The organism is Colidextribacter sp. OB.20 (assembly GCF_009911595.1).
Classification (GTDB): Bacteria; Bacillota; Clostridia; order Oscillospirales; family Oscillospiraceae; genus Lawsonibacter.
This window is the reverse complement of record NZ_QWKG01000074.1, coordinates 1-21,980: the sequence shown is the minus strand read 5'-3', so window position 1 is coordinate 21,980 and position 21,980 is coordinate 1. Positions and strand designations below refer to the sequence as shown.

Here is a 21,980-nt window from a genome sequence, read left to right as displayed (position 1 = left end):
AATAGGTGTTTAACCACAATGCCTAAAATAATATTAGGCGAAAACATCGTTTAACATACAACTTCCAGTTTATCGGGCAGATACCCGCAATATTACGCATAGACTAAGGAGAACAGAATATGAAGGCAAAAACCCTATTTTACTGCACCGACTGCGGCAACGAGCTGCCCAAGTGGGCGGGGCAGTGCCCGGCCTGCAAGGCGTGGAACACCATTGTGGAGCAGCCGGTGGAGAAGCCCGCCAAGCGGTCCGGGCCGGTGAAGGGGGGCTCCGTAACCGGGGTGGCCGTCAACCGCCCCCGGTCTATGGCTGAGGTGGAGACCACCGACGAGCTGCGCTTCGCCACCGGCATGGGGGAGCTGGACCGGGTGCTGGGCGGGGGCGCGGTGAAGGGCTCCCTGGTGCTTGTAGGAGGCGCGCCAGGCATCGGCAAGTCCACCCTGATGTTGCAAATATGCGACAATCTGTGCCGCTTCGCCAAGGTGCTCTATGTATCGGGGGAGGAGTCGGAGCGGCAGATCAAGCTGCGTGCGGAGCGGCTCAGGGTCCGGGGAGAGGGGCTCTACCTGCTGGCCGAGACCAACCTGGAGAACCTGGTGGACGCCGTCCACCAGCTCCAGCCCGACGTGCTCATTGTGGACTCCATCCAGACCCTGTACCACGGGGATGTGACCTCCGCCCCAGGCAGTGTAAGCCAGGTAAAGGAATGTACCTTGACACTGATGCAGCTGGCGAAGGGGGAGGGGGTCACCGTCTTTGTCATCGGTCATGTGAACAAGGAGGGCTCCATCGCCGGGCCCAAGGTGCTGGAGCACATGGTGGACTGCGTGCTCTACTTTGAGGGGGAACGGCACATGGCCTACCGCATCCTGCGGGCGGCCAAGAACCGCTTCGGCGCCACCAACGAGATCGGCGTTTTTGAGATGGAGGACACCGGCCTCACCGAGGTGCCCAACCCCTCCGAGGCCATGCTGGCCGGGCGGCCCACCGGGACCCCCGGCACCTGCGTCACCTGCGTGATGGAGGGGGCCCGGCCGGTGCTGGCGGAAATCCAGGCGCTGGTAGTGCCCTCCAGCCTGGGCAACCCGCGGCGGGTGAGCAACGGCTTTGAGTATAGCCGGGCGATGCTGCTGCTGGCTGTGCTGGAGAAGCGGGGTGGTCTGATGGTGGGAAGCTGCGACGCCTATCTCAACGTTATCGGCGGCCTCTATTTGGAGGAGCCCGCCGCCGACCTGGCGGCCATCCTGGCCCTGGCTTCCAGCTTTCGGGACAGGCCTGTTCCCCACGACCTGACGGCCATCGGGGAGGTGGGCCTCACCGGGGAGCTCCGGGCGGCCAGCACTCTGGGACAGCGGCTTTCAGAGGTAAAGCGATTAGGCTTTACAAAGTGTATGATTCCAAAGCGGACCCAGGGGAAGCTGGCCGCGCCCGAGGGCCTAGAGCTGATCCGGGTGGCCAACATCCGGGAAGCTATGGCCGCTCTGCTTTGAGTGTTGGACAGGTACAAAGTTGACGCATTTGGACTGGCCTGGCTCTCCGGAGGACGCGGCCCGGGACAGGGAGCAGTAGCCGTCCTTTTGGTACACACAGGGGTCAGTGCAGGCAATGAGGCTCATCTTTAATCTCTCCTTATCCTGCTTTCTTTTTAAAAAGAGAGCAGCAAAGAAAAACTTTGGAAAAACTTCGTTTTTCCTCTTTAGTATCCCATAAAACTGTCTAAAAATACGGAAAGTGCCGGTCCAACGGACCGGCACGGTTTTATGGCTTAAAACTGACCCAGCTCCCGGGCAACTGCGGAGGCCAGCAGCAATCCGGCGGCGGCGGGGACGAAGGGGGTGGAGCCAGGAGTATCCTTTCGGGCGGTGGAGCCGGGGCGGGTTTCAGAGGCCTCCGGAACCTCCTGCTCCGCCATACGCAGGGGCGTGGCGGGCAGCTCGGTGGAATAAACCACCTTGAGATGGTTGATTCCACGCCTCCGCAGTTCCTTGCGCATAGTGCGAGCCAGGGGACAGCCCTGAGTTTTGGAGATGTCAGTGACCACCAGGGCGGAGGGATCAAATTTGTTGCCTGTACCCATGGCGGAGATGATTTTTACCTGTAAAGCAGTACACCTTGTCACAAGTTCCAGCTTAGCGGCTACCGTGTCGATGCAGTCGATCACATAGTCGTACTGGGACAGGTCCACCCGGTCCGCGTTGGAGGGGAGGTAGAACATCTGAAAGGTCTCCACCCGGCAGTCCGGGTTGATGTCCCGCACCCGCCGGGCCATCACTTCCGCCTTGGACTGGCCGACGGTAGAGTGGAGGGCGGCGATCTGCCGGTTCAGATTGCTCACGGAGACGGTATCGTCGTCATAGAGGTGTAAAGTGCCTGCGCCTGACCGCGCCAGCGCCTCAACGGCATAGCCGCCTACGCCGCCTACACCAAAAACAGCAATCCTGGCGTTTTTCAAACGCTCCAGAGGCGTGTCTCCCACCAGCAGGCGGGTGCGGATAAATTGGTCGGGCATGGCGCGTCACTCCTTAAATAATTTGCCGGAACAGCCCGTGCTGAGTGCAGTACCACAGCAGAACCCCGTGACCGAAGGCGGGGATACGGGTCTGTAGGTCCCACTCCGGGTAGAGCCGCCGGAGAAACAGGGTATCTCCGGTGAGCAAAGCCACGAAGGAGACGTAGTGGTCCTTGGTCATGGGGTGGGGGGAGGAGACAAACCAGCTGTCGTCAATTTTCTCCACCGACAGCGGCTCCTCTGGCTTTTGGGGCTCCAGTGGGAGCAGTGTCCTGCCGCAGCAGGACACGTCGGCCTCGACAGCGGCGGTGATGAGGCTGCCGCAGTCGGGACAGACGTAGAATTTCAGTTTTTTCATATTTCCTCTTTCCTGGTCGTTGGCGTCCAGCTGTCCGGAGAGCAGAGCCTCCAGGCCGACGCCTAAAACCCGTGAAATTTCCGGAAGGAGGGACACATCCGGACACCCCAGGCCCCGCTCCCATTTGCTGACCGCCTTGTCGCCGACCCCTATGACCTCGGCCAGCGCCTTCTGGGTCAGTCCCTTTTGGGCGCGCAGGGTCCGGATGAGGGCTCCGGTTTTCATTTGGTCCATGTGTTCCACCTCCTGAAACAGGGTAACAGGTCTTTGAGGAAAAAGCAATCGACGCTCCGTAGAGTTTATGATCTCTGAATTTCGTTACTCCGCTGCATATATTGTTGCTTAAACTGCTCCAGACGAAGGATATCCCGCCCGTACACAAAAATTCGGTAGGCGGTCTGTCCTGCGCGGTATGGGATATCGTTGCGTTTGTATCGGATTCTCATCCATTTTAACTCACTTTCCGCCTTTTGAATCTGCTTCTGGTCAAAAGTAAATGCAACGATGTGGGCCTTGTACCAGGGGTCCCTGTCTAACTCGGCCAGGGTGTAGCGGACCAGCTCCTCCTCGGATTGGAAGGCTTTGAGCAGGGTCTCATGGCCCCGCTCCGACGAGAACAGGCAGTACCCCAGGGCGCAGTTTTTCACCACTAGGCCCTCGTAGGCGTAGTGGCGGCCGATGGTGATGCCGTCAAAGTTGTAGCAGTTCTCCTCCAGATACTGCTCCAGCTCCTGAATGGTTTTCATCCTTTCATCCCTCACATATCAGAATTGAAGAATCACCTGATCTGTCTGCACTGCGTTGCCAGCCTGTCAAACCGCCTTTTGAGGCCCGCTCCTGCCAATCTGCTACAGTCCCTCCAGAAGTACCTCCGACGCTCCGTAGAGCTTAAGCTTATAGTGCCCGTATCTCGCCGCAGATTTCCTGAACTGATTTTCCAGCCGTATCAATTTTTACGGTATTCAGCTTTTGGTACAGCGGAAGTCTGGCAAGGCTGCGTTCCATTGCGTCTGGTGTTCGGATTCTCTTGGCTATGTCAGACGCAATTCTCTCTCTAACCGCTTCTTCGCCGGCAATCAGAGAAATACACCTGACGCGGCAGTCTGATAAGTCCAGTTTTTCGAGAATGGCATCAATAATGGACTGTTCGTGCATAACCCAGCAGAAAATGATGTTCTCATAGGCGGGGCAGCGGATAAAGTTATTGAGCATATGGGTAATATTGTCCATCACCACGCATTTTGTCTCGTCCGTTACCTGAAAGGGACTGGCGTCCCAGCACCAGTCGCCGTCCAGAAATACGCTGTTGAACAGCTCTTTTTTCAGATGCTGGCAGACGGTGGTTTTGCCAATCCACATTGTACCGCCAATTAAATATAGCTTTTTCATTTCTACACCACAGAAATTAATTCTAATTCATCCCATAGCGGGCCCTTTCCAAGCCGGTGCATATAGCTTGTATAATTTGTAGGTTCAAGGTTTTCTCCTGAAAGCCTCCATACAGTGTCACACTCAGCGCAGATATAGATTGTCTCCTGATTTTCTTTCACAACTGCTTGATATATGGGACCTTCTTCGCAGAATGGGCAGGCAGTCATAGTAAACTCCTTGTTATAAGAAAAGCGCCTCTGCTTCATACAACAGAGGCGTTTTCACTTATTTAACTAAACAGCTCATGTCATACAGTCCGGGCTTTTCCACCCCGGCGATGAACTTGGCGGCCTCCACCGCCCCCTGGGCGAAGATTTCCCGGGAGAGGGCGGTGTGCTTGATCTCCATAATCTCGTCGTGGCCGGCGAAGATAATCTCATGCTCGCCCACGATGGTGCCTCCCCGGACGGCGGAGATGCCAATCTCCTTCCTGTCCCGGGGCTGGCGGGTGGAGTGGCGCTCATAGACATACTCCGTCTCATGGCCGCAGGGCTGGGCCGCCGCATCGGCGATCATCAGGGCGGTGCCGGAGGGGGCGTCCACCTTCCGGCGGTGGTGGCGCTCCACGATCTCGATATCGTAGCTGTCTCCCAGAACAGAGGCGGCCTTCTTCACAAGCTCCAGCAGCACGTTGATGCCCAGAGACATGTTGGCGGAGCGGAAAATAGGCACCTCACAGGCGGCGGTTCCCACCTGGGCCACCTGCTCGGGGGTATACCCGGTGGTGGCCAGCACCAGGGGAATGTGCCGGTTTTTGGCAAACTCCAGCAGGCCGTCCAGGGCGGCAGGGGAGGAGAAGTCGATCACCGCGTCCGCCTGGCCGGAAAACTGGGCGGGGGAGGTGTACACAGGGAAGTCCCGGTCAGCGGTCCCCAGCACGTCGAAGCCGGCGGCGATTTCCAGACTGGGGTCGGCCTCGCACAGCTCCGCCACCACCCGGCCCATGTGGCCGTTGCAGCCGGAAATGATTATCTTCAGCATAGGGAAAAACTCCTTACTTCAGCAGCCCCATCCGCTCCATAGAGGCGCGGAGAACGGCCAGGTTCTTCTCGGACATCTCGCACAGGGGCAGGCGCAGGGGACCGGCCTCCATGCCCATCAGATTCATGGCGGTTTTAATGGGGATGGGGTTGACCTCGCAGAACAGGGCGTCGATCAGGTCCATGTACTGGATTTGAAGCTTGGAGGCGGCCTCGAAGTTGTTCTCCAGGCACAGGTGGCTCATCTTCACCATGACCTCAGGGGCGATGTTGGACACCACGGAGATGACCCCCTTGGCCCCCAGGGACATCATGGGCACCACCTGGTCGTCGTTGCCCGACCAGATATAGAAGTCGTCGGGGCAGATGCAGCGGGTGTGGGCCAGGAGAGAGAAGTTGCCGCTGGCCTCCTTCACGCCGTTGATTTTGGGATTTTCCGACAGGACCTTATAGGTGTCGGCGGTGAAGGACACACCGGTGCGGCCGGGCACGTTGTAGAGAATGATGGGCAGCTCGGTGCGGTCGGCGATGTATTCATAGTGCTTGATGAGGCCGGTCTGGCTGGCCTTGTTGTAGTAGGGGGTGACGTGGAGCAGGGCGTCGGCTCCGGAGTCCTGGGCGTGCTGGGACAGATAGACGGCGGCGGAGGTGTCGTTGGAGCCCGCGCCGGCAATCACCTTTACCCGGTGGTCCACCCGCTTGACGCAGAACTCCACAGCGGCGATGTGCTCCCGGATGGACATGGTGGCCGACTCGCCGGTGGTGCCGCAGACGCACACCGCGTCTACACCCGCCTCGATCTGGGCGTCGATGAGCTTGCCGAAGGCGTCGTAGTTGATGGTGCCGTGCTCATCAAATGGAGTGACCAGGGCGGGGCAGGAGCCGGTAAAGACAGGAGTTCTCATAATGAAATGCACCCTTTCCAATAATTTCAGTTGCTTTCCCATATAATTGGTTCTTTTAGATTTTGTTCACGAAGAATATTTTCCTCGATTTTTTCATACAGGCCGAGGCGCTCCGGCGTATCAGGCGGCGGAAGAACAGGCTTGGTGTGGGTATGGCCGCCGAAAAACAGGTCCATCGCGGTGTAGTAGTAAGGCCAGCTGTGGCTCTCCAAAGAGGCGGACAGGAAATTGTCAATCCCCTCGAAGAAAGGAATGTGCTGTTCCACGCAGCTATCCGCTTCCTGGTAAGAGACGCCGGTGTATTTGACAATCAGCCATTTTATCAGCTCGCAGTAGCTGAGCTGATTGACAACAATCGTTTCTGTGCCGTCTGACAATACGATATTGTCTCTCATGCCCTGTGGTCGATATACCCCTCGGCGCACAGCAGCTCGGCCAGCAGAACCCCGCCGCCGGCAGCGCCGCGCAGGGTGTTGTGGCTCAGGCCCACAAACTTGTAGTCATACTGGGTGTCAGGACGGAGGCGTCCGGCGGAGATGGCCATGCCGCCCTCCAGATCCCGCTCGGTGTGGGCCTGGGGCCGGTCGGGCTCCTCGAAGTAGTGGATAAACTGCTTGGGGGCGGAGGGGAGGTCCAGCTCCTGGGCCCTTCCCTTAAAGCTCTTCCAGATCTCCTTAATCTGCTCCTCGGTGGGCTTTTTGCCCTCCTTGAAGCGGACAAAGACGGCGGCGGTGTGACCGTCGGAGACGGGCACACGGAGGCACTGGGTGGTAATGGCAGGGCCGTCGGCCTTGACAATCCTGCCGCCCTCGATGTGTCCCCACACCTTCAGGGGCTCCTGCTCGCTCTTCTCCTCCTCGCCGCCGATGTAGGGGATCAGATTGTCCACCATCTCAGGCCAGCGCTCAAAGGTCTTGCCCGCCCCGGAGATGGCCTGGTAGGTGCAGGCCAGAACGCAGTCGATGTCGTAGCCCGCCCGCATCAGGGGGGTGAGCAGGGGAGTGTAGCTCTGGATGGAGCAGTTGGACTTGACGGCGATGAACCCCCGTTTGGTGCCCAAACGAGCCCGCTGGGCGTCAATGATCCTGATGTGGTCGGCGTTGAGCTCGGGCACCACCATGGGCACGTCGTCCATCCAGCGGTTGGCGGAGTTGTTGGACACCACGGGGCACTCGGCCTTGGCATACCGCTCCTCCAGCGCCTTGATCTCGTCCTTTTTCATGTCCACAGCGCAGAAAACGAAGTCTACCATACCGGTGATCTTCTCCACGTCGGCCTGGGCGTCCATGACCACCAGAACCTTAGCCTCCTCCGGGATGGGCTGCTTCATGGCCCAGCGGCCGGCCACCGCCTGCTCATAGGGCTTGCCGGCGGAGCGGGGGCTGGCGGCCAGAACGGTGAGCTGGAACCAGGGGTGGTTCTCCATCAGAGTGACAAAGCGCTGACCCACCATGCCGGTGGCGCCGATGATGCCTACTTTGTATTTATCCATGTTCAATCGACCTCCATAATCAGTCCGGAGCATTCTATGTTCCGGCATAAAAATAGTTGAGTTTGACCGGGGAAAAGAGGAATTTGAAAAAAATAAATCAGCGGCTTTTCAAGCGGCTGATTTTGTACTATAATGTCGGGGAGAGCAATTTTGCTCCACGCAAGCCGCAACCCTCCATATTGGAAACATCCTACCATGTTTTCGGATGGGTTGTCAATGGAATAAAATACAAAGAAATATGAGAAATGGAGTACATTATGGGCAAAAGATTGATACAGCTTGCCGCCGCCGTCCTGGCGGTGAGTCTGGCCATTCCCTCGGCTGGGGCAGCGACCACAAATCGGGACGGGGATATCATGATTCGGGTAGGTCTGGCCTCCTCCAGCAGCCATGTCCCCACCGGGGAGCTGGAGGCCGCCCACCTGGAGAACAACAACAGCGCCGGCTACGGCTTCGGCTACCGCTTCGGTTACTACGATAAAGGCCTGAACTTTGTGGAGCTGGCCCGCACCAACGACAAGACCATCCAGGCGGCGGTGCTCAAGACTCAGAATCTCTACTACGGCCACGTCGCCTCTCTGGATAAAAACACCTATTCCTCGTCTATTACCAGCAATATTCTGGTGGGCTGCTACCATGTCCGGGTTCCGGGAGGGTTTGACAGCTTCGAGGAGGCCTCGGAGGAGGCATCCCGGTATAATGACGGCTTTGTAGCCTGGATCGACGGGGACTATCAGGTCCGGGCGGGCTCCTACGCCACCCAGGAGGAGGCGGAGGAGGCCGCGGCGGATATTCCAGACGGCGAGGTGGCCTGGACCAGCTCCTACGGTATGAACGTGGTCAAGACGGGCACCAGCCAGATTCTCTTTCAGTACGACTGCGGCGAATCGGGAAGGCTGGCCATCCAGCCCGACGTCACCGGGGTGAGGGAGACCCGCACCTGGTTTTTGAACTACAAGTATCGGGGGGGCTTTCAGTTCCACCGCCGGAGCGGCGGCAACATCACTGTTGCCAATGTGCTCCCCCTGGAGGACTACGTCAACGGCGTCGTCTGCTATGAGATGGGCCGGAGCTGGCCGCTGGAGGCTTTGAAGGCTCAGGCCCTGTGCGCCCGGACCTATGTGCTGAGAAACCTGAACAAGCACGACAGCTACGGCTTTGATATCTGCGGCACTGCCTCCTGTCAGGCCTACCACGGCATGGGCACTCAGAGGTCGGACTACGGCCCCAGCGAGGTCAGTATGCGGGCCGTGGCCGAGACGGCGGGGATGGTAATCAAATATAACGGACGCCTGGCCGAGACACCCTACTCCTCCAGCTTTGGCGGAGCCAGCGAGGACGCCAAATATATTTGGGGGACGAACACAGAAACGGAGTACCCCTATCTCCGGGGGGTGGAGGACCCCTATGAGGCGGGCGCTGACAGCATTAACGCCCGATCCTCCTGGACAGTGAGCTACACCGCCGCCCAGCTGACCAAGCAGCTCCAGAGCAAGGGCCTGGGCACGGGGACCTCGGTGGACCGCCTGGTGCTGACCTATTCCGATAAAGGCAATGTGATCCAGATTGTGGTCCACTGGGCCAACGGCCAGAGCAACACCGTCAAAGCCAGCGACATCCGAAACCGCTTCGGCGTGGACTCCATCCGCTTCACTGTCAACGGGTCCGGGACAGGGGGGACCCCTGAACCTGAGCCCCCTGCCACCGGCTCGGATCTCTATATTAACGGCTCACAGGTGTCCGGCGGGCTGGACGGCGCGTATGTCATCACCAGCTCCGGTTCCGTGTCCAAACTGGACGGAAATCCGTATATCATCACCGGCTCCGGCTCTGTCTCCCCTCTGGAGACCTTCAAGGACCAGGACAGCGGCCACGGGACCGCCGCGCCCCAGCCGGGGAGCGGGACAGTCACCGTCTCCGGCAGCAGCTACACCTTCAACGGCGCGGGCTGGGGCCACCAAGTGGGCATGAGCCAGTTCGGCGCCTACGCCATGGCCAACCGGGGCTTCAGCGGCGAGGAGATTATTGATTTCTATTTCCCTGGCGTCAAAATTACACAATATTAAAAAGGATGTAACCTCTTGAAGACTTCTGATTTTGATTTCCAGCTCCCCGAGGAGCTGATCGCCCAGACCCCGCTGGAGCGGCGGGATGCCTCCCGGCTGCTCACCCTGGACAAGACTACAGGGGCCGTCGGCCACCACCGCTTTTTTGAGCTGCCCGACTTTCTCCGCCCGGGGGACTGCCTGGTGCTTAACGACTCCCGGGTGCTCCCCGCCCGTCTCATCGGCCACCGCCCCACCGGAGGAGCCTGTGAAGTACTTCTCCTTGTCGATAAGGGGGAGGGCCTGTGGGAGTGCCTGGTCCGCCCCGGGCGGAAGCTGAAGCCGGGGGCTCAGGTCCTCTTCGGCGACGGCCAGCTCACCGCCACAGTGGAGGCCGAGCTGGACGACGGAAAGCGGGCCGCCCGCTTCCACTATCAGGGAATTTTCCTGGAAATTCTGGAGCAGCTGGGCAAAATGCCCCTGCCGCCCTATATCAAAGCGGAGCTGGAGGATCAGGAGCGGTATCAGACCGTTTACTCCCGGGTAGTAGGCTCCGCCGCCGCCCCCACCGCTGGGCTCCACTTCACCCCTGAGCTGCTGGAGCAGGTTCGGGAAATGGGTGTAAAGGTCTGCTACGTTACACTCCATGTGGGTCTGGGAACCTTCCGCCCCGTAAAGGCGGAGGAGATCACTGACCACGAGATGCATTCCGAGTTCTGCATGATATCTCAGGAGACGGCCGATATCATCAACGAGACCAGGAAAAATGGAGGCCGGGTGATCTGCGTGGGCACCACCTCCTGCCGTACTATCGAGAGCTTCGCGGCGGAGGACGGGACCATGTCGGAGCGCTCCGGCTGGACCAACATTTTTATCTATCCGGGCTACAAATTCAAGGTGCTGGACGCCCTGGTCACCAATTTCCACCTGCCCCAGTCCACCCTGATTATGCTGGTGTCCGCCCTGGCGGGGCGGGAGCACGTCCTGGCCGCCTATGAGGAGGCGGTTCGGGAGCACTACCGCTTCTTTTCCTTCGGGGACGCCATGTTTATTTCGTAAGGAGTGTGTGTTATGGAACTGACCAGGCTGCGGGCATTTTTTGACGGACTGCCGAAGTAATAAAGGAGCTATGGAGTTTCAATGAAATATTATTATTTGGGCCATCTTTTAGAGAAATATTACGATGATCGCCAGAGGGGTATTTTAAAAAACAGGTGGGATGACCACCTGACTTTGTGGGCTCTGGATATGCTGGAGGCAGACTATAGCAGCCCAGCTCTGCTGGAGGCAGCTGGCGGATTCAACTGGGAGCGTACCCACGACCTGTTTGAGGCCATTCTGGTCGAACTCCATATTGCGGACGACCCCTCTACCATCGATGACGACTTTATTGACAATATTTTTATAGAGGAATACAAACGGGGAGTCATCGCAAGCGGATGCGAGCTTTTGTTCCACCGGGGGCATTTGAGGGAAAAGATCAACTTTCCTTACTATGTTTATCATGGAAAGTATTACCCCTATGGTGATTCAGGACGGTTTAAATTGGGCTGGCATGTAGACGAGGTTCCAGACCTGCACACAGACAGGCTGGAGCGAATTGTAACTGACTTTTTGCGAGAAGCAGGCATTACAAGATGAAGACGGGAATTTTTCGACGGACTGTCCAAAAAACAGGGAGATGTTATGGTTTTTACCTATGAAGAGCTAAAGGAGTATGTGAGGGAGGATTTTGAGAGGTTTTATGAGATGGGATTTCAAGAAGAACAGATTTTTTCCGCTGTTTTGGATGAATACAAACACGGGAAAGATTTTTGTTTTACAGAAAATATTTGCATCCATATTTTTTTAGTACTCAATTATTTACGAAGGGGCTTGAACACGGACGTAGCAGTCGGGCATTTAAGGCGGCTGCTGACAGAAGAGTCAGAGCACCTTGTCAAGTCAGAATTGGGAGATGAGTACCCAAATTACATTACAGATTTGAAGGAGATTTTGCGTGTTTGAAGTAATAAAACAAGAGGGCCGAGCCCGGCGGGGGGTATTCACCTGCGCCCACGGGGTGGTCCAGACCCCGGTGTTTATGAATGTGGGCACCCAGGGGGCCATCAAGGGGGCGGTGTCCGCCCACGATCTGAAGGAGATCGGCTGCCAGGTGGAGCTGTCCAACACCTACCATCTTCACCTGCGCCCCGGGGACGGGGTTGTCCGTCAGATGGGCGGGCTCCACAGTTTTATGGACTGGGACGGCCCCATGCTCACCGACAGCGGAGGATTTCAGGTCTTTTCCCTGTCCGGTCTGCGGAAGATCAGGGAGGAGGGGGTCACCTTCGCCTCCCACATCGACGGCCGGCGCATCTTCATGGGGCCGGAGGAGTCCATGGCCATCCAGTCCAACCTGGGCAGCGACATCGCCATGGCCTTCGACGAGTGCGTGGAGAACCCGTCCCCCTACGAGTATGTAAAGGCCTCCTGTGAGCGGACGGCCCGGTGGCTGGAGCGCTGTATAACAGAGCATGACAGGCTGAATTCCTTGCCAGATACAGTGAATCCCCAGCAGCAGCTTTTCGGCATCAACCAGGGGGGAACCTACGCCGATCTCCGGGTCTGGCACATGGAGGAGATCGCCAAACTGAACTGCGACGGCTACGCCATCGGCGGCCTGGCGGTGGGGGAGCCCACCCAGGTGATGTACGACATCATCGACGCAGTGGAGCCCCACATGCCCCGGGAAAAGCCCCGGTATCTCATGGGAGTGGGCACCCCCTCTAACATCATCGAGGGGGTCGCCCGAGGGGTCGACTTCTTTGACTGCGTCATGCCCGCCCGGAACGCCCGCCACGGCAAGCTGTACACCTGGGCCGGCACCATCAACATCAAAAATGAAAAATATAAGCTGGACTCCCGGCCCATCGATCCAGAGTGCACCTGTCCCGCCTGCCGGTCCTTCTCCCGGGCCTACCTGCGGCATTTGGTGATGGCCCAGGAGATGCTGGCCATGCGCCTGGCTGTGCTCCACAACCTGCACTTTTATAATGAGCTGATGGCCCGCATCCGGGAAGCGCTGGACAATGGAACCTTTGAGGACTTCCGGAGCCGGTACTCCGGCCTGCTGGACCGGCCGGCTCCGTAGGGCGCGCCATTCCCGCAAATCCCCGGGGCGGCGGGCCGAGTGGGCCTGCCCTGCGAAATTGATTTCCGCAAAATTTGCCAAAAGGGCTTGTCAACCTTGGGGATTTCCGCTATAATACTTTTTACTGCGTCAAGTGATATTCGGTTGACAGAGTGATTTTACAAAACTTTGGAGGAAAGATTTATGGGTGATCCTAGTCTGATTCTTATGCTTGTGCTGATGTTTGCCATGCTGTACTTCTTTATGATCCGCCCGGAGAACAAGCGGAAAAAGGAGGCCCAGAGCCTGCGGGACTCCCTGAAGGTGGGCGACGTCATCACTACCATCGGCGGCATTATGGGCACCATCTGCAAGGTGAACGAGAGCACCATCGTGATCGAGACCAGCGCCGACCGGGTGCGGATGGAGTTCACCAAGTGGGCTGTCTCCAGCAAAAACACCCCGCCCACAGAGGAGCCCCCCGCCAAATAACAGGCATGTCTTTCACCCTCTCCGCATAGGTTTTACCAGAACCGTGGGAGAGGGTGTTTTTATGAAAAAAAAGGAGCGGAAAACTGAGGACCCCCAGTGGATCAACGCCATGTGCGATGTGCTGATTGGCGGCGTGCTGGCCGGTGTGACGACCATTCTGGTCCTGCTGCTGTGCGCGGTGCTGGTGTCCGCGGGGGCGGTGCCGGTGAGCGCAATGTACTGCGTGGTGCTGGCCGCCTGCGCGGCAGGCGCGCTGGCCGGCGGAACATTCGCCGTCCGCAAGATATTCAGGCGGCCCCTGCTGGCCGGGCTGGGCGTGGGCATAGTGCTGTTTCTGCTTCTGCTGACGGCGGGCCTCATCGCCTATAAGGGGACCTCCATCGCAAACGGCGGGGCGGGTATCCTGTGCGCCTGTCTGTGCGGCGGGGCCATCCCTGGCCTGCTGGCGAGAAAACCCAAGAAAAAACGCAGAAGATGATTGAAATCTTTTGGAAGCTGTGTTATAATGACTGTCACTATGGCAGAATCTGCTGTAAGCAACCAAACAGGAGGAGATACCAATGAAACACATTCAGACCTTGAACGGGGCCACCCTGAAGCAGAGCGCCGCCCACGGCGGCTGCGGCGAGTGCCAGACCTCTTGCCAGTCCGCCTGCAAGACTTCCTGCACTGTCGCCAACCAGAAGTGCGAGAACAAGTAAATCCAAAAGCCTGAAAGGGCGGGCGCATTTGCGCCTGCCTTTTTGCTGTGTCCGAAAGAGACTGGAGGTGAGCCGCTTTGGAGGAGCTGCTGGCGTATGCCATTCTGCTCTATGAGGATATCGTTACAGAGGAGGAATACCAGGAGCGCCTGCACACCCTGTTTTTAGAACACCCGGACGACAGGATGCTGTTGGACCTGGAGTGCGAGACCGACATCCGCAAGGCGGTCATCTACATCCGGACACGGGCCGACTACGGCTATATCGGCCTGCACCCGGAGACCTTTGGGCGGGTCCTGATGGAAAAGCTCCGGGAGTGCTATTCCCGCTGTACGAATCTCCGTCAGTTCGGGAGCGAGATGTACTCCTTATGGGAGAGCCTTCCCGGCAATCTTCAAAATATGGAACCCTTCTGGTCGCTCTGTTATGCGGACGCTTTCCCACACTGGAACGACGAAGCACATACCAGGTCCTTTTTTGAGATTATGCTTTCTTATTATGAGGAGGGAGGTGTTGACCAATGTTACCGAACTTCTGGGTCTCCGTAGTCATTTTGGGCGGAGTGCTGTATCTGCTCTACCGCAAGGGCCTGGTGGTCACAAAATGTATTGCCGCCATCCTGTTCGTATTTCGGCCCGGGCGGGAGGCCGACCGGGTGAAGCTGGACTCCTGCACTGGCTGGGTCCAGCATGTGGGCCGCTTTCGGAAGGACCGGACCTACGAGTTTTCTTTTGAGGCGCGGCTCTCACAGGGAGATGCGGAGGTATCTCTGCTGGACAGGGACAAGTGTCCGGTGCTGAAGCTGAGCAGACGGTCCCAAAAGGGCAGAATCACCTTGACGGGGAGCGGAAGGTATTATCTGCGCTGGGACTTTCAAAGTGCCACCGGGCAGTGCGAGCTGCGCTGGCAAGAAATTTACGGCAATCTTTAAAACTTGTGACGTGTGTAGGACGGATGTCATCCGCCCGAACGATGACAGGATGTGCGCCGTAAGAACTATTGTGGAAAAGTCAAGGTATCTGGACCATTTGGAGGAAATAGCAGGCGTTTTTCAACTCGATGACGGCACTTTTTCCCTGGAGAATGGAAACAATACGGCGTTTACACGCAAAACCATATTATCGAAATCATCTCACACTGTCCGCCGGTAGTGACCAGAATACAACAACGAGGCGCAGACCCGTTCTCTTTATGAGACAATGTTTTCCTATTATGAGGAGGAAACCGAAGGATGAAGCAGATTTGGGATGAAATATTGGAGCAGATCAGGCAAATCTCCGGTGATATCTATGCCAGCGTCAACCCGCCGGCGGACCCCGCTCAGATTCGTCTGCTGGAGGAGACGGTGGGTGTAAAGCTGCCCCCGGACTTTTGCGGCTATCTCTCCACGCTCAACGGCCAGAAAAATACAGAGGAGCAGACCAGAGATAGGAACGCGGAGCGTCCTCTGTTGGGATATTACCCTTTCCTGTCCGTTACCGGCATAATCGAGACATGGCGGATGATGAATACGCTCTTTGTAAGGGAAACAGAGCCGTTGGAGTGGGTAACGGAGGACAAGATCAAGCCCTATATCTGGCGCAGGCACTGGATACCCTTTACCGAATATGAGGGTAGCTGGTATTTGATTCTGGACTGTGATCCGGGGAAGAACGGGGCCTGTGGGCAGGTGTTTCTCTGGTGCTCTGGCATGGATTTTTCAGCGGTAATTGCTAATTCTTTTGGGGAATTTTCCCGTGAGCTGCTACGCAGGCTGGCTGAGAAAAAATATGAGCTCTCTGAATTTGGGACCATCGAATTTGAGGATTACTACATTTAGAACAGGAGACGAAAACTATGACAACCGTACATACCTTTACCGCCCTGGGGCAGTACCTGGCGGCGGACGTGAACAGCGGAGCGGTCCACGTGCTGGACAAGCTGACCTACGATCTGCTCAGCGGAGCGGGGGAGGGGCCTCTGGGGGAGGAGCTGCCCCGGGAGCTGGCGGACAGACTGCCGCAGTACAGCCGGGCCGACCTGGAGGAGGGCTGGCGGGAGCTGCTGGAGCTCCAGAGCGCCGGCCTGCTCTTCACCACCGACGAGTACATCGACTCGGAGGCCGCCATGGCCCTGCAAAAGGCGGCGGTGGTGAAGGCTCTGTGCCTCCACGTGTCCCACGACTGCAACCTGCGGTGCAAATACTGCTTCGCCTCCACCGGCGACTTCGGCACCGGCCACCGGATGACCATGGCCCTGGACACGGCGAAGGCGGCCATCGACTGGGTAGTGGAAAAGTCGGGGAACCGGCGTAATATCGAGGTGGACTTCTTCGGCGGCGAGCCGCTGATGGCTATGGATGTGGTGAAGGGGACGGTGGAGTACGCCCGGTCGCTGGAAAAAACTCACGACAAGGTGTTCCGGTTCACCATCACCACCAACGGCGTCCTGCTGGACGAGGAGACCATCGACTACATCAACCGGGAGATGTCCAACGCCGTTTTGTCTCTGGACGGCCGGCAGGAGGTCAACGACCACATGCGCCCCACCATCAACAGCAAGGGCAGCTATGAGGTGATCGTCCCCAAATTTCAGAAGCTGGTGGCCCAGCGGGGAACCAAGGACTACTACGTCCGGGGCACCTTCACCCGGGAGCATCTGGACTTTTCCCAGGACATCCTCCACATGGGGGAGCTGGGCTTCTGCAACGTGTCGGTGGAGCCCTGCAGCGGCCCTCTGGATGACCCCTACGCCATCCGGGAGGAGGATCTGAGCAGGGTAGAGGAGGAGTATGAGAAGCTGGCCGGGCTGCTGCGGGACCAGAGGGACATCAACTTCTTCCATTTCAACGTGGACCTGTCCCAGGGCCCCTGTGTCATCAAGCGCCTGCGGGGCTGCGGAGCCGGATGCGAGTATGTGGCTATCACTCCTGACGGGGACATCTACCCCTGCCACCAATTTGTGGGAAAAGAGGAGTACTGTTTGGGCAATGTGCACAACGGTACCTTAGACATGACAATCTCCGGTCAATTTGCACAACAGAATATCTACACCCGTCCGGCCTGCCGGGAATGCTGGGCCAGATTCTATTGCAGCGGGGGCTGTTCTGCCTCCAATTTGCTTGTCAATGGCGACATAACACGCGCAAATGAGGTGGCCTGCGCAATGGAGCGCAAACGTCTGGAGTGCGCGATTGCCCTGAATGCCCTGGCGGCCGGGATGGGGGAGAGGGCGTATACAGGATGTGATAATACGGAATGTAATCGATGCGAATGCTGATGTTCCAGGCACGCCTTCGATATCTAGTGCCAACACCGCTTTTTTACACCAGATTTAGCTGGATTGGAGCCCGATGCCGGGCTCCAATCTCTTTTTGGTTCATAAGTTTACATAACGCTGTTAACATAAGATATTGAAGGAATTGACAAAAATTGAAAAAATCGTAAAAACCCCTTGCGGAAAACGGCGGACGGCGCTATCATAGGGTATACCCTTGAGGCAGGCGCTCTGGGATCTGCTTCTATTTTTTTGACCCTTCTCATAAGCTGGTAACGAGGTGAGGCTTATGGGAGTGAAGCTGAGGAAAAAATGGGACTTGCCGTTGGAGCGGAAAGCTGCTTTTGCGGTGCTGGCGGTCTCGTTTCTGCTGGGGGGCGGCGCCGGGTGCCTTTTTGCCGCTCTGTCCGGCGGTGCCGGAGCGGAGGAGCTGTGCGCTTATCTTTCCGGCTATCTGGGCCTGGCGGCGGAGGGGGAGCTGCCCCGGGGGCTGTGGCCCCTGATGTGGGGACAGCTGAAGTACCTGCTGGCTGCCTTTGCCCTGAGCCTCACGGCTCTGGGGGTGGCGGGCCTGCCGGTGCTCTTTGGGATACGGGGGTTCTTTTTTGTCTTTCCGGTGGCCTGTTTTTGCCGGGTGTTTGGCGGAAGAGGCCTGTTTCCCGCCTTTCTTCTGGTTGGCCTGTCCGCGCTGCTGTGGGCTCCCGCCCTGTTTCTCATGGGGACCTCCGGCTTTCTCACGGCCCGGCAGCTGCTGCGCCGGACGTCGGGGGAGGGCGGACTGTTTTCCCCGGTGTGCTGGTATCAGGCGGGAGCGTGCTTGTGCCTGACGCTGGCTGCGGGACTGCTGGAATTTTGGATTGTCCCGGCTCTGCTGTGTGCCGCCGCCCGTGTTGTACTGTAACTTTATTTTAGGAGTTTTGGAAGTGGCTGATTTGCTGAGTGTCTATGAAAATTTTCTGAAAACTGAAAAACAGGCCTCGGCCAATACGGTCAGCTCCTACCTCCGGGACGTCCACCAGTTTGCTGCGGCTATGGAGGGCAAGGATGTGCCTCTGGCCCAGGTGGCCGCCCGGGATGTGGAGGACTATGCCAACTCTCTGACCAAGAGGGGCAAGTCCCCCGCCACTGTCACCCGGTCGGTGGCCTCCATCAAGTCCTTTTATACCTGTCTGGTGGACAAGGGCCATGTGGACCAGAACCCTGCCAAGGGGGTGTCTCTGGCCAAGGTGGAGCGCAAGCTGCCCCAGGTCCTCACCGGCAAGGAGGTGGAGCTGTTCCTGGAGCAGCCGGAGTGCACCGATCCCAAGGGCTACCGGGACCGGGCCATGCTGGAGCTGCTCTACGCCACTGGCATCCGTGTCAGCGAGCTCATTGACTTGGACATGGACGACCTGAACCTCCCGGGCGGGGTGCTCCGGTGCTACAGCAAGGGGAGAGAGCGGGTCATTCCCCTGTACCCCGCGGCTATCCGTGCCCTGAGCGAGTACATAACCGACGTGCGGCCCCAGCTGGTAGACTCGGTGGACGAGACTGCCCTCTTTGTCAACATGAGCGGCGAGCGCATGAGCCGCCAGGGCTTCTGGAAGCTGATTAAGCACTACCAGGAGAAGGCGGGCATCCAGAAGGATATCACTCCTCACACCCTGCGCCACTCCTTCGCTGCCCATCTGCTGGAGAACGGCGCCGACCTGCGCTCCATCCAGGAGATGCTGGGCCACGCCGATATCTCCTCTACTCAGATCTACTCCCGGCTCATCAACCAAAAGATCAAGGACGTCTATAAAAAGGCCCACCCCAGGGCTTGAAAAACCCGACCAATGGTTTTTTCCATCGGCCGGGTTTTTGATTGAATTGTCCGGGGAAATATGGTAATATAGGTAATTGGAAAAATCATGGAAGGAGGACGTTCTATGTCCACCACGTCTGAATATTTTGAGACCCTGCGGGGCCGGTCCATCGCCGTCATCGGCATGGGGGTGAGCAACACCCCGCTCATCCGCATGCTCCTGCGGGCCGAGCTGAAGGTCACTGTCTGCGACAAGTCCCCCCGGGAACGGGTGGAGGAGCAGGCCGCTGAGCTGGAGAGCCTGGGGGCCAAGCTGCGGCTGGGGCCCGACTACCTGGCCAAGATACACAGGTTTGATGTCATTTTCCGCACCCCCGGCCTCAGCCCCAACACGCCGGAGCTGAAAAGGACAGTGGAGGGGGGGAGCAAGCTCACCTCTGAGATGGAGCTGTTCTTCCAGCTGTGTCCCTGCAGGATCATCGGTGTGACAGGCAGCGACGGCAAAACCACCACCACCACCCTGATCAGCGAGTTTTTAAAAGAGGCGGGGATTAACGTCTACCTGGGCGGCAATATCGGCAAGCCCCTGCTGCCCGATGTGGACGGCATGACCCCGGAGGACGCGGCTGTGGTGGAGCTGTCCTCCTTCCAGCTGATGACCATGGACCGCAGCCCCAATGTGGCGGTGTTCACCAATCTGTCCCCCAACCATCTGGACTACCACCACACCATGGAGGAGTACACTGAGGCCAAGCTGAACATCTTCTGCCACCAGAAGCCGGAGGACCGGGCTGTTTTCAACCATGACAACGACATCACCCGCTCTCTGTCCAAGGCGGCGGTGGGGCAGACTATGCTGTTCAGCCGCAAGCAGCGGCTGGAGGAGGGCGTGTACCTTCGGGACAGCGCCATCTGGCTGACCAACGCCATGGGCAGCCGTGAGGTTCTGCCCCTGGACGATATTCACATCCCCGGCGTCCATAACATCGAAAATTACATGGCCGCCATCGCGGCGGTGGACGGCATCGTCCCCGACAAGTGCGTTCGGGCGGTGGCCCAGCGGTTTACCGGGGTGGAGCACCGAATTGAGCTGGTCCGGGAACTGGACGGGGTGAAATACTACAACGACTCCATCGGGACCAGCCCCACCCGGACCATGGCCTGCCTGGATTCCTTCGACCAGAAGCTGATTATCATTGCCGGAGGATATGACAAGGGAGTTCCCTTTACTCAGCTTGGCATGGCAATCGTGGAGAAGGTCAAGGTCCTGATTCTTACCGGCGACACCGCCCCCGCCATCAAGAAGGCGGTGGAAGGAGCTGAGGGCTATGCGGAGAGCGGCCTGAAGCTCATCGAGGCCGACGACCTGGCTGCCGCCGTGACCGCCGCCCGGAACATCGCCCAAGCGGGTGATGTAGTGGTGCTGTCCCCGGCCTGTGCCGCCTTCGACCGCTTTAAGAACTTCATGGAACGGGGCAAGGTGTTTAAACAGCTGGTAAACGAACTATAATTGAAACAGAAGGACTGACAAGGAAAATGCATTTACAGATAAATGACCGCGTCAAAGCCCTGGGCGATCAGGCCCAGGGCCAGCTGACCAAGGAATTTGCCCGCATTGACGCCATCGCGGAGGAGAACACCGCCCGGGTACTGGCGGCCTTCCAGAAGCACCGGGTGGCCGAGGGCTATTTCGCCGGTACCACAGGCTATGGCTACGACGATCTGGGCCGGGATAAGCTGGACGAGATCTACGCCGATCTCTTCAACACCGAGGCCGCCCTGGTGCGCATCCAGTTCGTCAACGGCACCCACGCCATTGCCTGCGCCCTCTTTGGGGCACTGAAGGCAGGGGACGTGCTGGTGTCGGCTGTGGGTGCGCCCTACGACACCCTGCTGGGCGTGGTGGGGTCGGTGGACAAGGGCCGCGGATCCCTGAAAGACTACGGGGTGGAGTATAGGCAAGTAGAACTACTTGACAACAAGCCCGACTTGGAGGGGATGGCCCGGGCCGCCGCTGATCCCCGGGTGAAGGCGGTGCTGATTCAGCGGTCCAAGGGCTACTCCACCCGGGACACGCTGTCGGTGGCGGAGATCGGGGAGATGTGCAGCATCATTAAGAGGGCCAACCCCAACGCCGCCATCCTGGTGGACAACTGCTATGGCGAGTTTGTGGAGACCATCGAGCCCACCCACGTGGGGGCCGACCTGGTGGTGGGGTCTCTCATCAAGAATCCCGGCGGCGGCCTGGCCCCCACCGGGGGCTATATCGCCGGCCGGCGGGACCTGGTGGAGGGGGCCGCCATGCGGCTCACCGTCCCCGGCATCGGCGGGGAGTGCGGGTGTACCTTGGGGCAGAACCGCCTGCTCTATCAGGGGCTGTTTTTGGCCCCCCACACGGTGGCCCAGGCGGTGAAAACCGCCGTCTTTGCCGCCAGAGTGATGGAGCTGCTGGGCTATGAGACCCAGCCCCACTCCTCGGCGGTTCGCCACGACATCATCCAGATGATCCACATGAAGGAGCCCGAGGCCCTGAAAAAGTTCTGCCAGGGCATCCAGTTCGGCGCGCCGGTGGACTCCTACGTCACCCCGGAGCCCTGGGACATGCCGGGGTATGACTGCCAGGTCATCATGGCGGCGGGGGCCTTTATCCAGGGGGCCTCCATCGAGCTGTCCGCCGACGCCCCCATGCGGGAGCCCTATACCGTCTACCTGCAAGGCGGGCTAACCTACGAATCGGGCAAGCTGGGGGTCCTGCTGGCTGTCCAGGAGCTGCTTTGGAATTCATAAGACCGATAAATCGGAATTTGAGGAGATATTTTATGTTTAATGAAATATGCATATATGAGGCAAAACTTACCAAGTTAGATGAAATTGAAGAACTAATGAGAGAAGTAGCAGAATTTTATTTGAACCA

Annotated in this window: 25 protein-coding genes; 17 read left to right on the top strand and 8 right to left on the bottom strand. The window is 58.3% G+C overall.

Going from position 1 to position 21,980, the window contains the following annotated elements; translation table 11 throughout:
- Positions 1–119: 119 nt before the first annotated feature.
- Positions 120–1,490, top strand: a complete 1,371-nt coding sequence (gene radA, locus D1641_RS16030) for a DNA repair protein RadA (protein WP_160667485.1) — start codon at positions 120–122, stop codon at positions 1,488–1,490.
- A gap of 275 nt (positions 1,491–1,765) precedes the next feature.
- Here the strand turns inward: radA and D1641_RS16025 are convergent, their stop codons facing one another.
- The 8 genes from D1641_RS16025 to asd all read right to left on the bottom strand — a co-directional run bounded on the left by D1641_RS16025 (position 1,766) and on the right by asd (position 7,675).
- A complete protein-coding gene (locus D1641_RS16025; protein ID WP_160667483.1) occupies positions 1,766–2,509 on the bottom strand; it encodes a tRNA threonylcarbamoyladenosine dehydratase in 744 nt (247 codons plus the stop codon).
- A gap of 13 nt (positions 2,510–2,522) precedes the next feature.
- Positions 2,523–3,101, bottom strand: a complete 579-nt coding sequence (locus D1641_RS16020; protein ID WP_160667481.1) for a helix-turn-helix domain-containing protein — start codon at positions 3,099–3,101, stop codon at positions 2,523–2,525.
- A 65-nt stretch (positions 3,102–3,166) separates the two neighbouring features.
- Positions 3,167–3,613 carry a hypothetical protein gene (locus D1641_RS16015; protein WP_160667479.1) on the bottom strand — a complete coding sequence of 149 codons (447 nt, stop codon included), beginning with the start codon at positions 3,611–3,613 and terminating at the stop codon, positions 3,167–3,169.
- 148 nt (positions 3,614–3,761) lie between these two features.
- Positions 3,762–4,256, bottom strand: a complete 495-nt coding sequence (locus D1641_RS16010; protein WP_160667477.1) for an AAA family ATPase — start codon at positions 4,254–4,256, stop codon at positions 3,762–3,764.
- 267 nt (positions 4,257–4,523) lie between these two features.
- Positions 4,524–5,279 (bottom strand): 4-hydroxy-tetrahydrodipicolinate reductase, encoded by a 756-nt coding sequence (dapB, locus tag D1641_RS16005; protein ID WP_160667475.1) that lies wholly within the window; start codon positions 5,277–5,279, stop codon positions 4,524–4,526.
- A 13-nt stretch (positions 5,280–5,292) separates the two neighbouring features.
- Complete coding sequence (gene dapA / locus D1641_RS16000) at positions 5,293–6,183, bottom strand: 4-hydroxy-tetrahydrodipicolinate synthase (RefSeq protein WP_160667473.1); 891 nt, start codon at positions 6,181–6,183, stop codon at positions 5,293–5,295.
- Between the two features lie 26 nt (positions 6,184–6,209).
- Positions 6,210–6,449: a hypothetical protein gene (locus D1641_RS15995; RefSeq protein ID WP_160667471.1), complete on the bottom strand. Its 240-nt coding sequence runs from the start codon at positions 6,447–6,449 to the stop codon at positions 6,210–6,212.
- A gap of 125 nt (positions 6,450–6,574) precedes the next feature.
- A complete protein-coding gene (gene asd, locus D1641_RS15990) occupies positions 6,575–7,675 on the bottom strand; it encodes an aspartate-semialdehyde dehydrogenase (protein ID WP_160667469.1) in 1,101 nt (366 codons plus the stop codon).
- Between the two features lie 257 nt (positions 7,676–7,932).
- On the opposite strand from asd, the gene D1641_RS15985 reads away from it, so the two are divergent.
- The 16 genes from D1641_RS15985 to D1641_RS15910 all read left to right on the top strand — a co-directional run bounded on the left by D1641_RS15985 (position 7,933) and on the right by D1641_RS15910 (position 21,853).
- The gene (locus D1641_RS15985; protein ID WP_160667467.1) at positions 7,933–9,741 is read left to right on the top strand and encodes a SpoIID/LytB domain-containing protein; all 1,809 of its coding nucleotides are present in this window, start codon (positions 7,933–7,935) and stop codon (positions 9,739–9,741) included.
- 15 nt (positions 9,742–9,756) lie between these two features.
- Complete coding sequence (gene queA / locus D1641_RS15980; protein ID WP_160667465.1) at positions 9,757–10,779, top strand: tRNA preQ1(34) S-adenosylmethionine ribosyltransferase-isomerase QueA; 1,023 nt, start codon at positions 9,757–9,759, stop codon at positions 10,777–10,779.
- Positions 10,780–10,860: 81 nt separating this feature from the next.
- Complete coding sequence (locus tag D1641_RS15975; RefSeq protein ID WP_160667463.1) at positions 10,861–11,361, top strand: hypothetical protein; 501 nt, start codon at positions 10,861–10,863, stop codon at positions 11,359–11,361.
- Positions 11,362–11,406: 45 nt separating this feature from the next.
- Positions 11,407–11,727 (top strand): hypothetical protein, encoded by a 321-nt coding sequence (locus D1641_RS15970; protein ID WP_160667461.1) that lies wholly within the window; start codon positions 11,407–11,409, stop codon positions 11,725–11,727.
- Positions 11,720–12,853 carry a tRNA guanosine(34) transglycosylase Tgt gene (gene tgt, locus D1641_RS15965; RefSeq protein WP_160667459.1) on the top strand — a complete coding sequence of 378 codons (1,134 nt, stop codon included), beginning with the start codon at positions 11,720–11,722 and terminating at the stop codon, positions 12,851–12,853. The genes D1641_RS15970 and tgt overlap by 8 nt, the downstream gene beginning before the upstream one ends.
- Positions 12,854–13,036: 183 nt before the next feature.
- Positions 13,037–13,324: a preprotein translocase subunit YajC gene (yajC, locus tag D1641_RS15960; protein ID WP_160667457.1), complete on the top strand. Its 288-nt coding sequence runs from the start codon at positions 13,037–13,039 to the stop codon at positions 13,322–13,324.
- 61 nt (positions 13,325–13,385) lie between these two features.
- A complete protein-coding gene (locus tag D1641_RS15955; RefSeq protein WP_160667455.1) occupies positions 13,386–13,802 on the top strand; it encodes a TIGR04086 family membrane protein in 417 nt (138 codons plus the stop codon).
- Positions 13,803–13,884: 82 nt separating this feature from the next.
- A complete protein-coding gene (gene scfA / locus D1641_RS15950) occupies positions 13,885–14,025 on the top strand; it encodes a six-cysteine ranthipeptide SCIFF (RefSeq protein ID WP_023348245.1) in 141 nt (46 codons plus the stop codon).
- A gap of 77 nt (positions 14,026–14,102) precedes the next feature.
- Positions 14,103–14,573 (top strand): hypothetical protein, encoded by a 471-nt coding sequence (locus D1641_RS15945; protein ID WP_160667453.1) that lies wholly within the window; start codon positions 14,103–14,105, stop codon positions 14,571–14,573.
- Positions 14,546–14,956 carry a hypothetical protein gene (locus D1641_RS15940; RefSeq protein ID WP_160667451.1) on the top strand — a complete coding sequence of 137 codons (411 nt, stop codon included), beginning with the start codon at positions 14,546–14,548 and terminating at the stop codon, positions 14,954–14,956. Before D1641_RS15945 ends, D1641_RS15940 begins: the two co-directional genes overlap by 28 nt.
- 300 nt (positions 14,957–15,256) lie before the next feature.
- Positions 15,257–15,844, top strand: a complete 588-nt coding sequence (locus D1641_RS15935) for an SMI1/KNR4 family protein (protein ID WP_160667449.1) — start codon at positions 15,257–15,259, stop codon at positions 15,842–15,844.
- 17 nt (positions 15,845–15,861) lie between these two features.
- Positions 15,862–17,283, top strand: coding sequence for a thioether cross-link-forming SCIFF peptide maturase (gene scfB, locus D1641_RS15930; protein WP_160667447.1), 1,422 nt, complete (start codon positions 15,862–15,864; stop codon positions 17,281–17,283).
- Positions 17,284–17,569: 286 nt separating this feature from the next.
- Complete coding sequence (locus tag D1641_RS15925; RefSeq protein WP_160667445.1) at positions 17,570–18,181, top strand: hypothetical protein; 612 nt, start codon at positions 17,570–17,572, stop codon at positions 18,179–18,181.
- Positions 18,182–18,203: 22 nt separating this feature from the next.
- Entirely contained in the window at positions 18,204–19,085 is an 882-nt protein-coding gene (xerD, locus tag D1641_RS15920) for a site-specific tyrosine recombinase XerD (protein ID WP_160667443.1), read from the top strand.
- Between the two features lie 105 nt (positions 19,086–19,190).
- Positions 19,191–20,576, top strand: coding sequence for a UDP-N-acetylmuramoyl-L-alanine--D-glutamate ligase (gene murD, locus D1641_RS15915; protein ID WP_160667441.1), 1,386 nt, complete (start codon positions 19,191–19,193; stop codon positions 20,574–20,576).
- A 26-nt stretch (positions 20,577–20,602) separates the two neighbouring features.
- Complete coding sequence (locus D1641_RS15910; protein ID WP_160667439.1) at positions 20,603–21,853, top strand: methionine gamma-lyase family protein; 1,251 nt, start codon at positions 20,603–20,605, stop codon at positions 21,851–21,853.
- Positions 21,854–21,980 lie beyond the last annotated feature (127 nt).

Bases quoted from the DNA above. Each gene is read 5' to 3' on its own strand.
- radA (WP_160667485.1), top strand. From the start codon at position 120: ATGAAGGCAAAAACCCTATTTTACTGCACCGACTGCGGCAACGAGCTG.
- D1641_RS16025 (WP_160667483.1), bottom strand. From the start codon at position 2,509: ATGCCCGACCAATTTATCCGCACCCGCCTGCTGGTGGGAGACACGCCT.
- D1641_RS16020 (WP_160667481.1), bottom strand. From the start codon at position 3,101: ATGGACCAAATGAAAACCGGAGCCCTCATCCGGACCCTGCGCGCCCAA.
- D1641_RS16015 (WP_160667479.1), bottom strand. From the start codon at position 3,613: ATGAAAACCATTCAGGAGCTGGAGCAGTATCTGGAGGAGAACTGCTAC.
- D1641_RS16010 (WP_160667477.1), bottom strand. From the start codon at position 4,256: ATGAAAAAGCTATATTTAATTGGCGGTACAATGTGGATTGGCAAAACC.
- dapB (WP_160667475.1), bottom strand. From the start codon at position 5,279: ATGCTGAAGATAATCATTTCCGGCTGCAACGGCCACATGGGCCGGGTG.
- dapA (WP_160667473.1), bottom strand. From the start codon at position 6,183: ATGAGAACTCCTGTCTTTACCGGCTCCTGCCCCGCCCTGGTCACTCCA.
- asd (WP_160667469.1), bottom strand. From the start codon at position 7,675: ATGGATAAATACAAAGTAGGCATCATCGGCGCCACCGGCATGGTGGGT.
- D1641_RS15985 (WP_160667467.1), top strand. From the start codon at position 7,933: ATGGGCAAAAGATTGATACAGCTTGCCGCCGCCGTCCTGGCGGTGAGT.
- D1641_RS15975 (WP_160667463.1), top strand. From the start codon at position 10,861: ATGAAATATTATTATTTGGGCCATCTTTTAGAGAAATATTACGATGAT.
- D1641_RS15970 (WP_160667461.1), top strand. From the start codon at position 11,407: ATGGTTTTTACCTATGAAGAGCTAAAGGAGTATGTGAGGGAGGATTTT.
- yajC (WP_160667457.1), top strand. From the start codon at position 13,037: ATGGGTGATCCTAGTCTGATTCTTATGCTTGTGCTGATGTTTGCCATG.
- D1641_RS15955 (WP_160667455.1), top strand. From the start codon at position 13,386: ATGAAAAAAAAGGAGCGGAAAACTGAGGACCCCCAGTGGATCAACGCC.
- scfA (WP_023348245.1), top strand. From the start codon at position 13,885: ATGAAACACATTCAGACCTTGAACGGGGCCACCCTGAAGCAGAGCGCC.
- D1641_RS15940 (WP_160667451.1), top strand. From the start codon at position 14,546: ATGTTACCGAACTTCTGGGTCTCCGTAGTCATTTTGGGCGGAGTGCTG.
- D1641_RS15935 (WP_160667449.1), top strand. From the start codon at position 15,257: ATGAAGCAGATTTGGGATGAAATATTGGAGCAGATCAGGCAAATCTCC.
- scfB (WP_160667447.1), top strand. From the start codon at position 15,862: ATGACAACCGTACATACCTTTACCGCCCTGGGGCAGTACCTGGCGGCG.
- D1641_RS15925 (WP_160667445.1), top strand. From the start codon at position 17,570: ATGGGAGTGAAGCTGAGGAAAAAATGGGACTTGCCGTTGGAGCGGAAA.
- murD (WP_160667441.1), top strand. From the start codon at position 19,191: ATGTCCACCACGTCTGAATATTTTGAGACCCTGCGGGGCCGGTCCATC.
- D1641_RS15910 (WP_160667439.1), top strand. From the start codon at position 20,603: ATGCATTTACAGATAAATGACCGCGTCAAAGCCCTGGGCGATCAGGCC.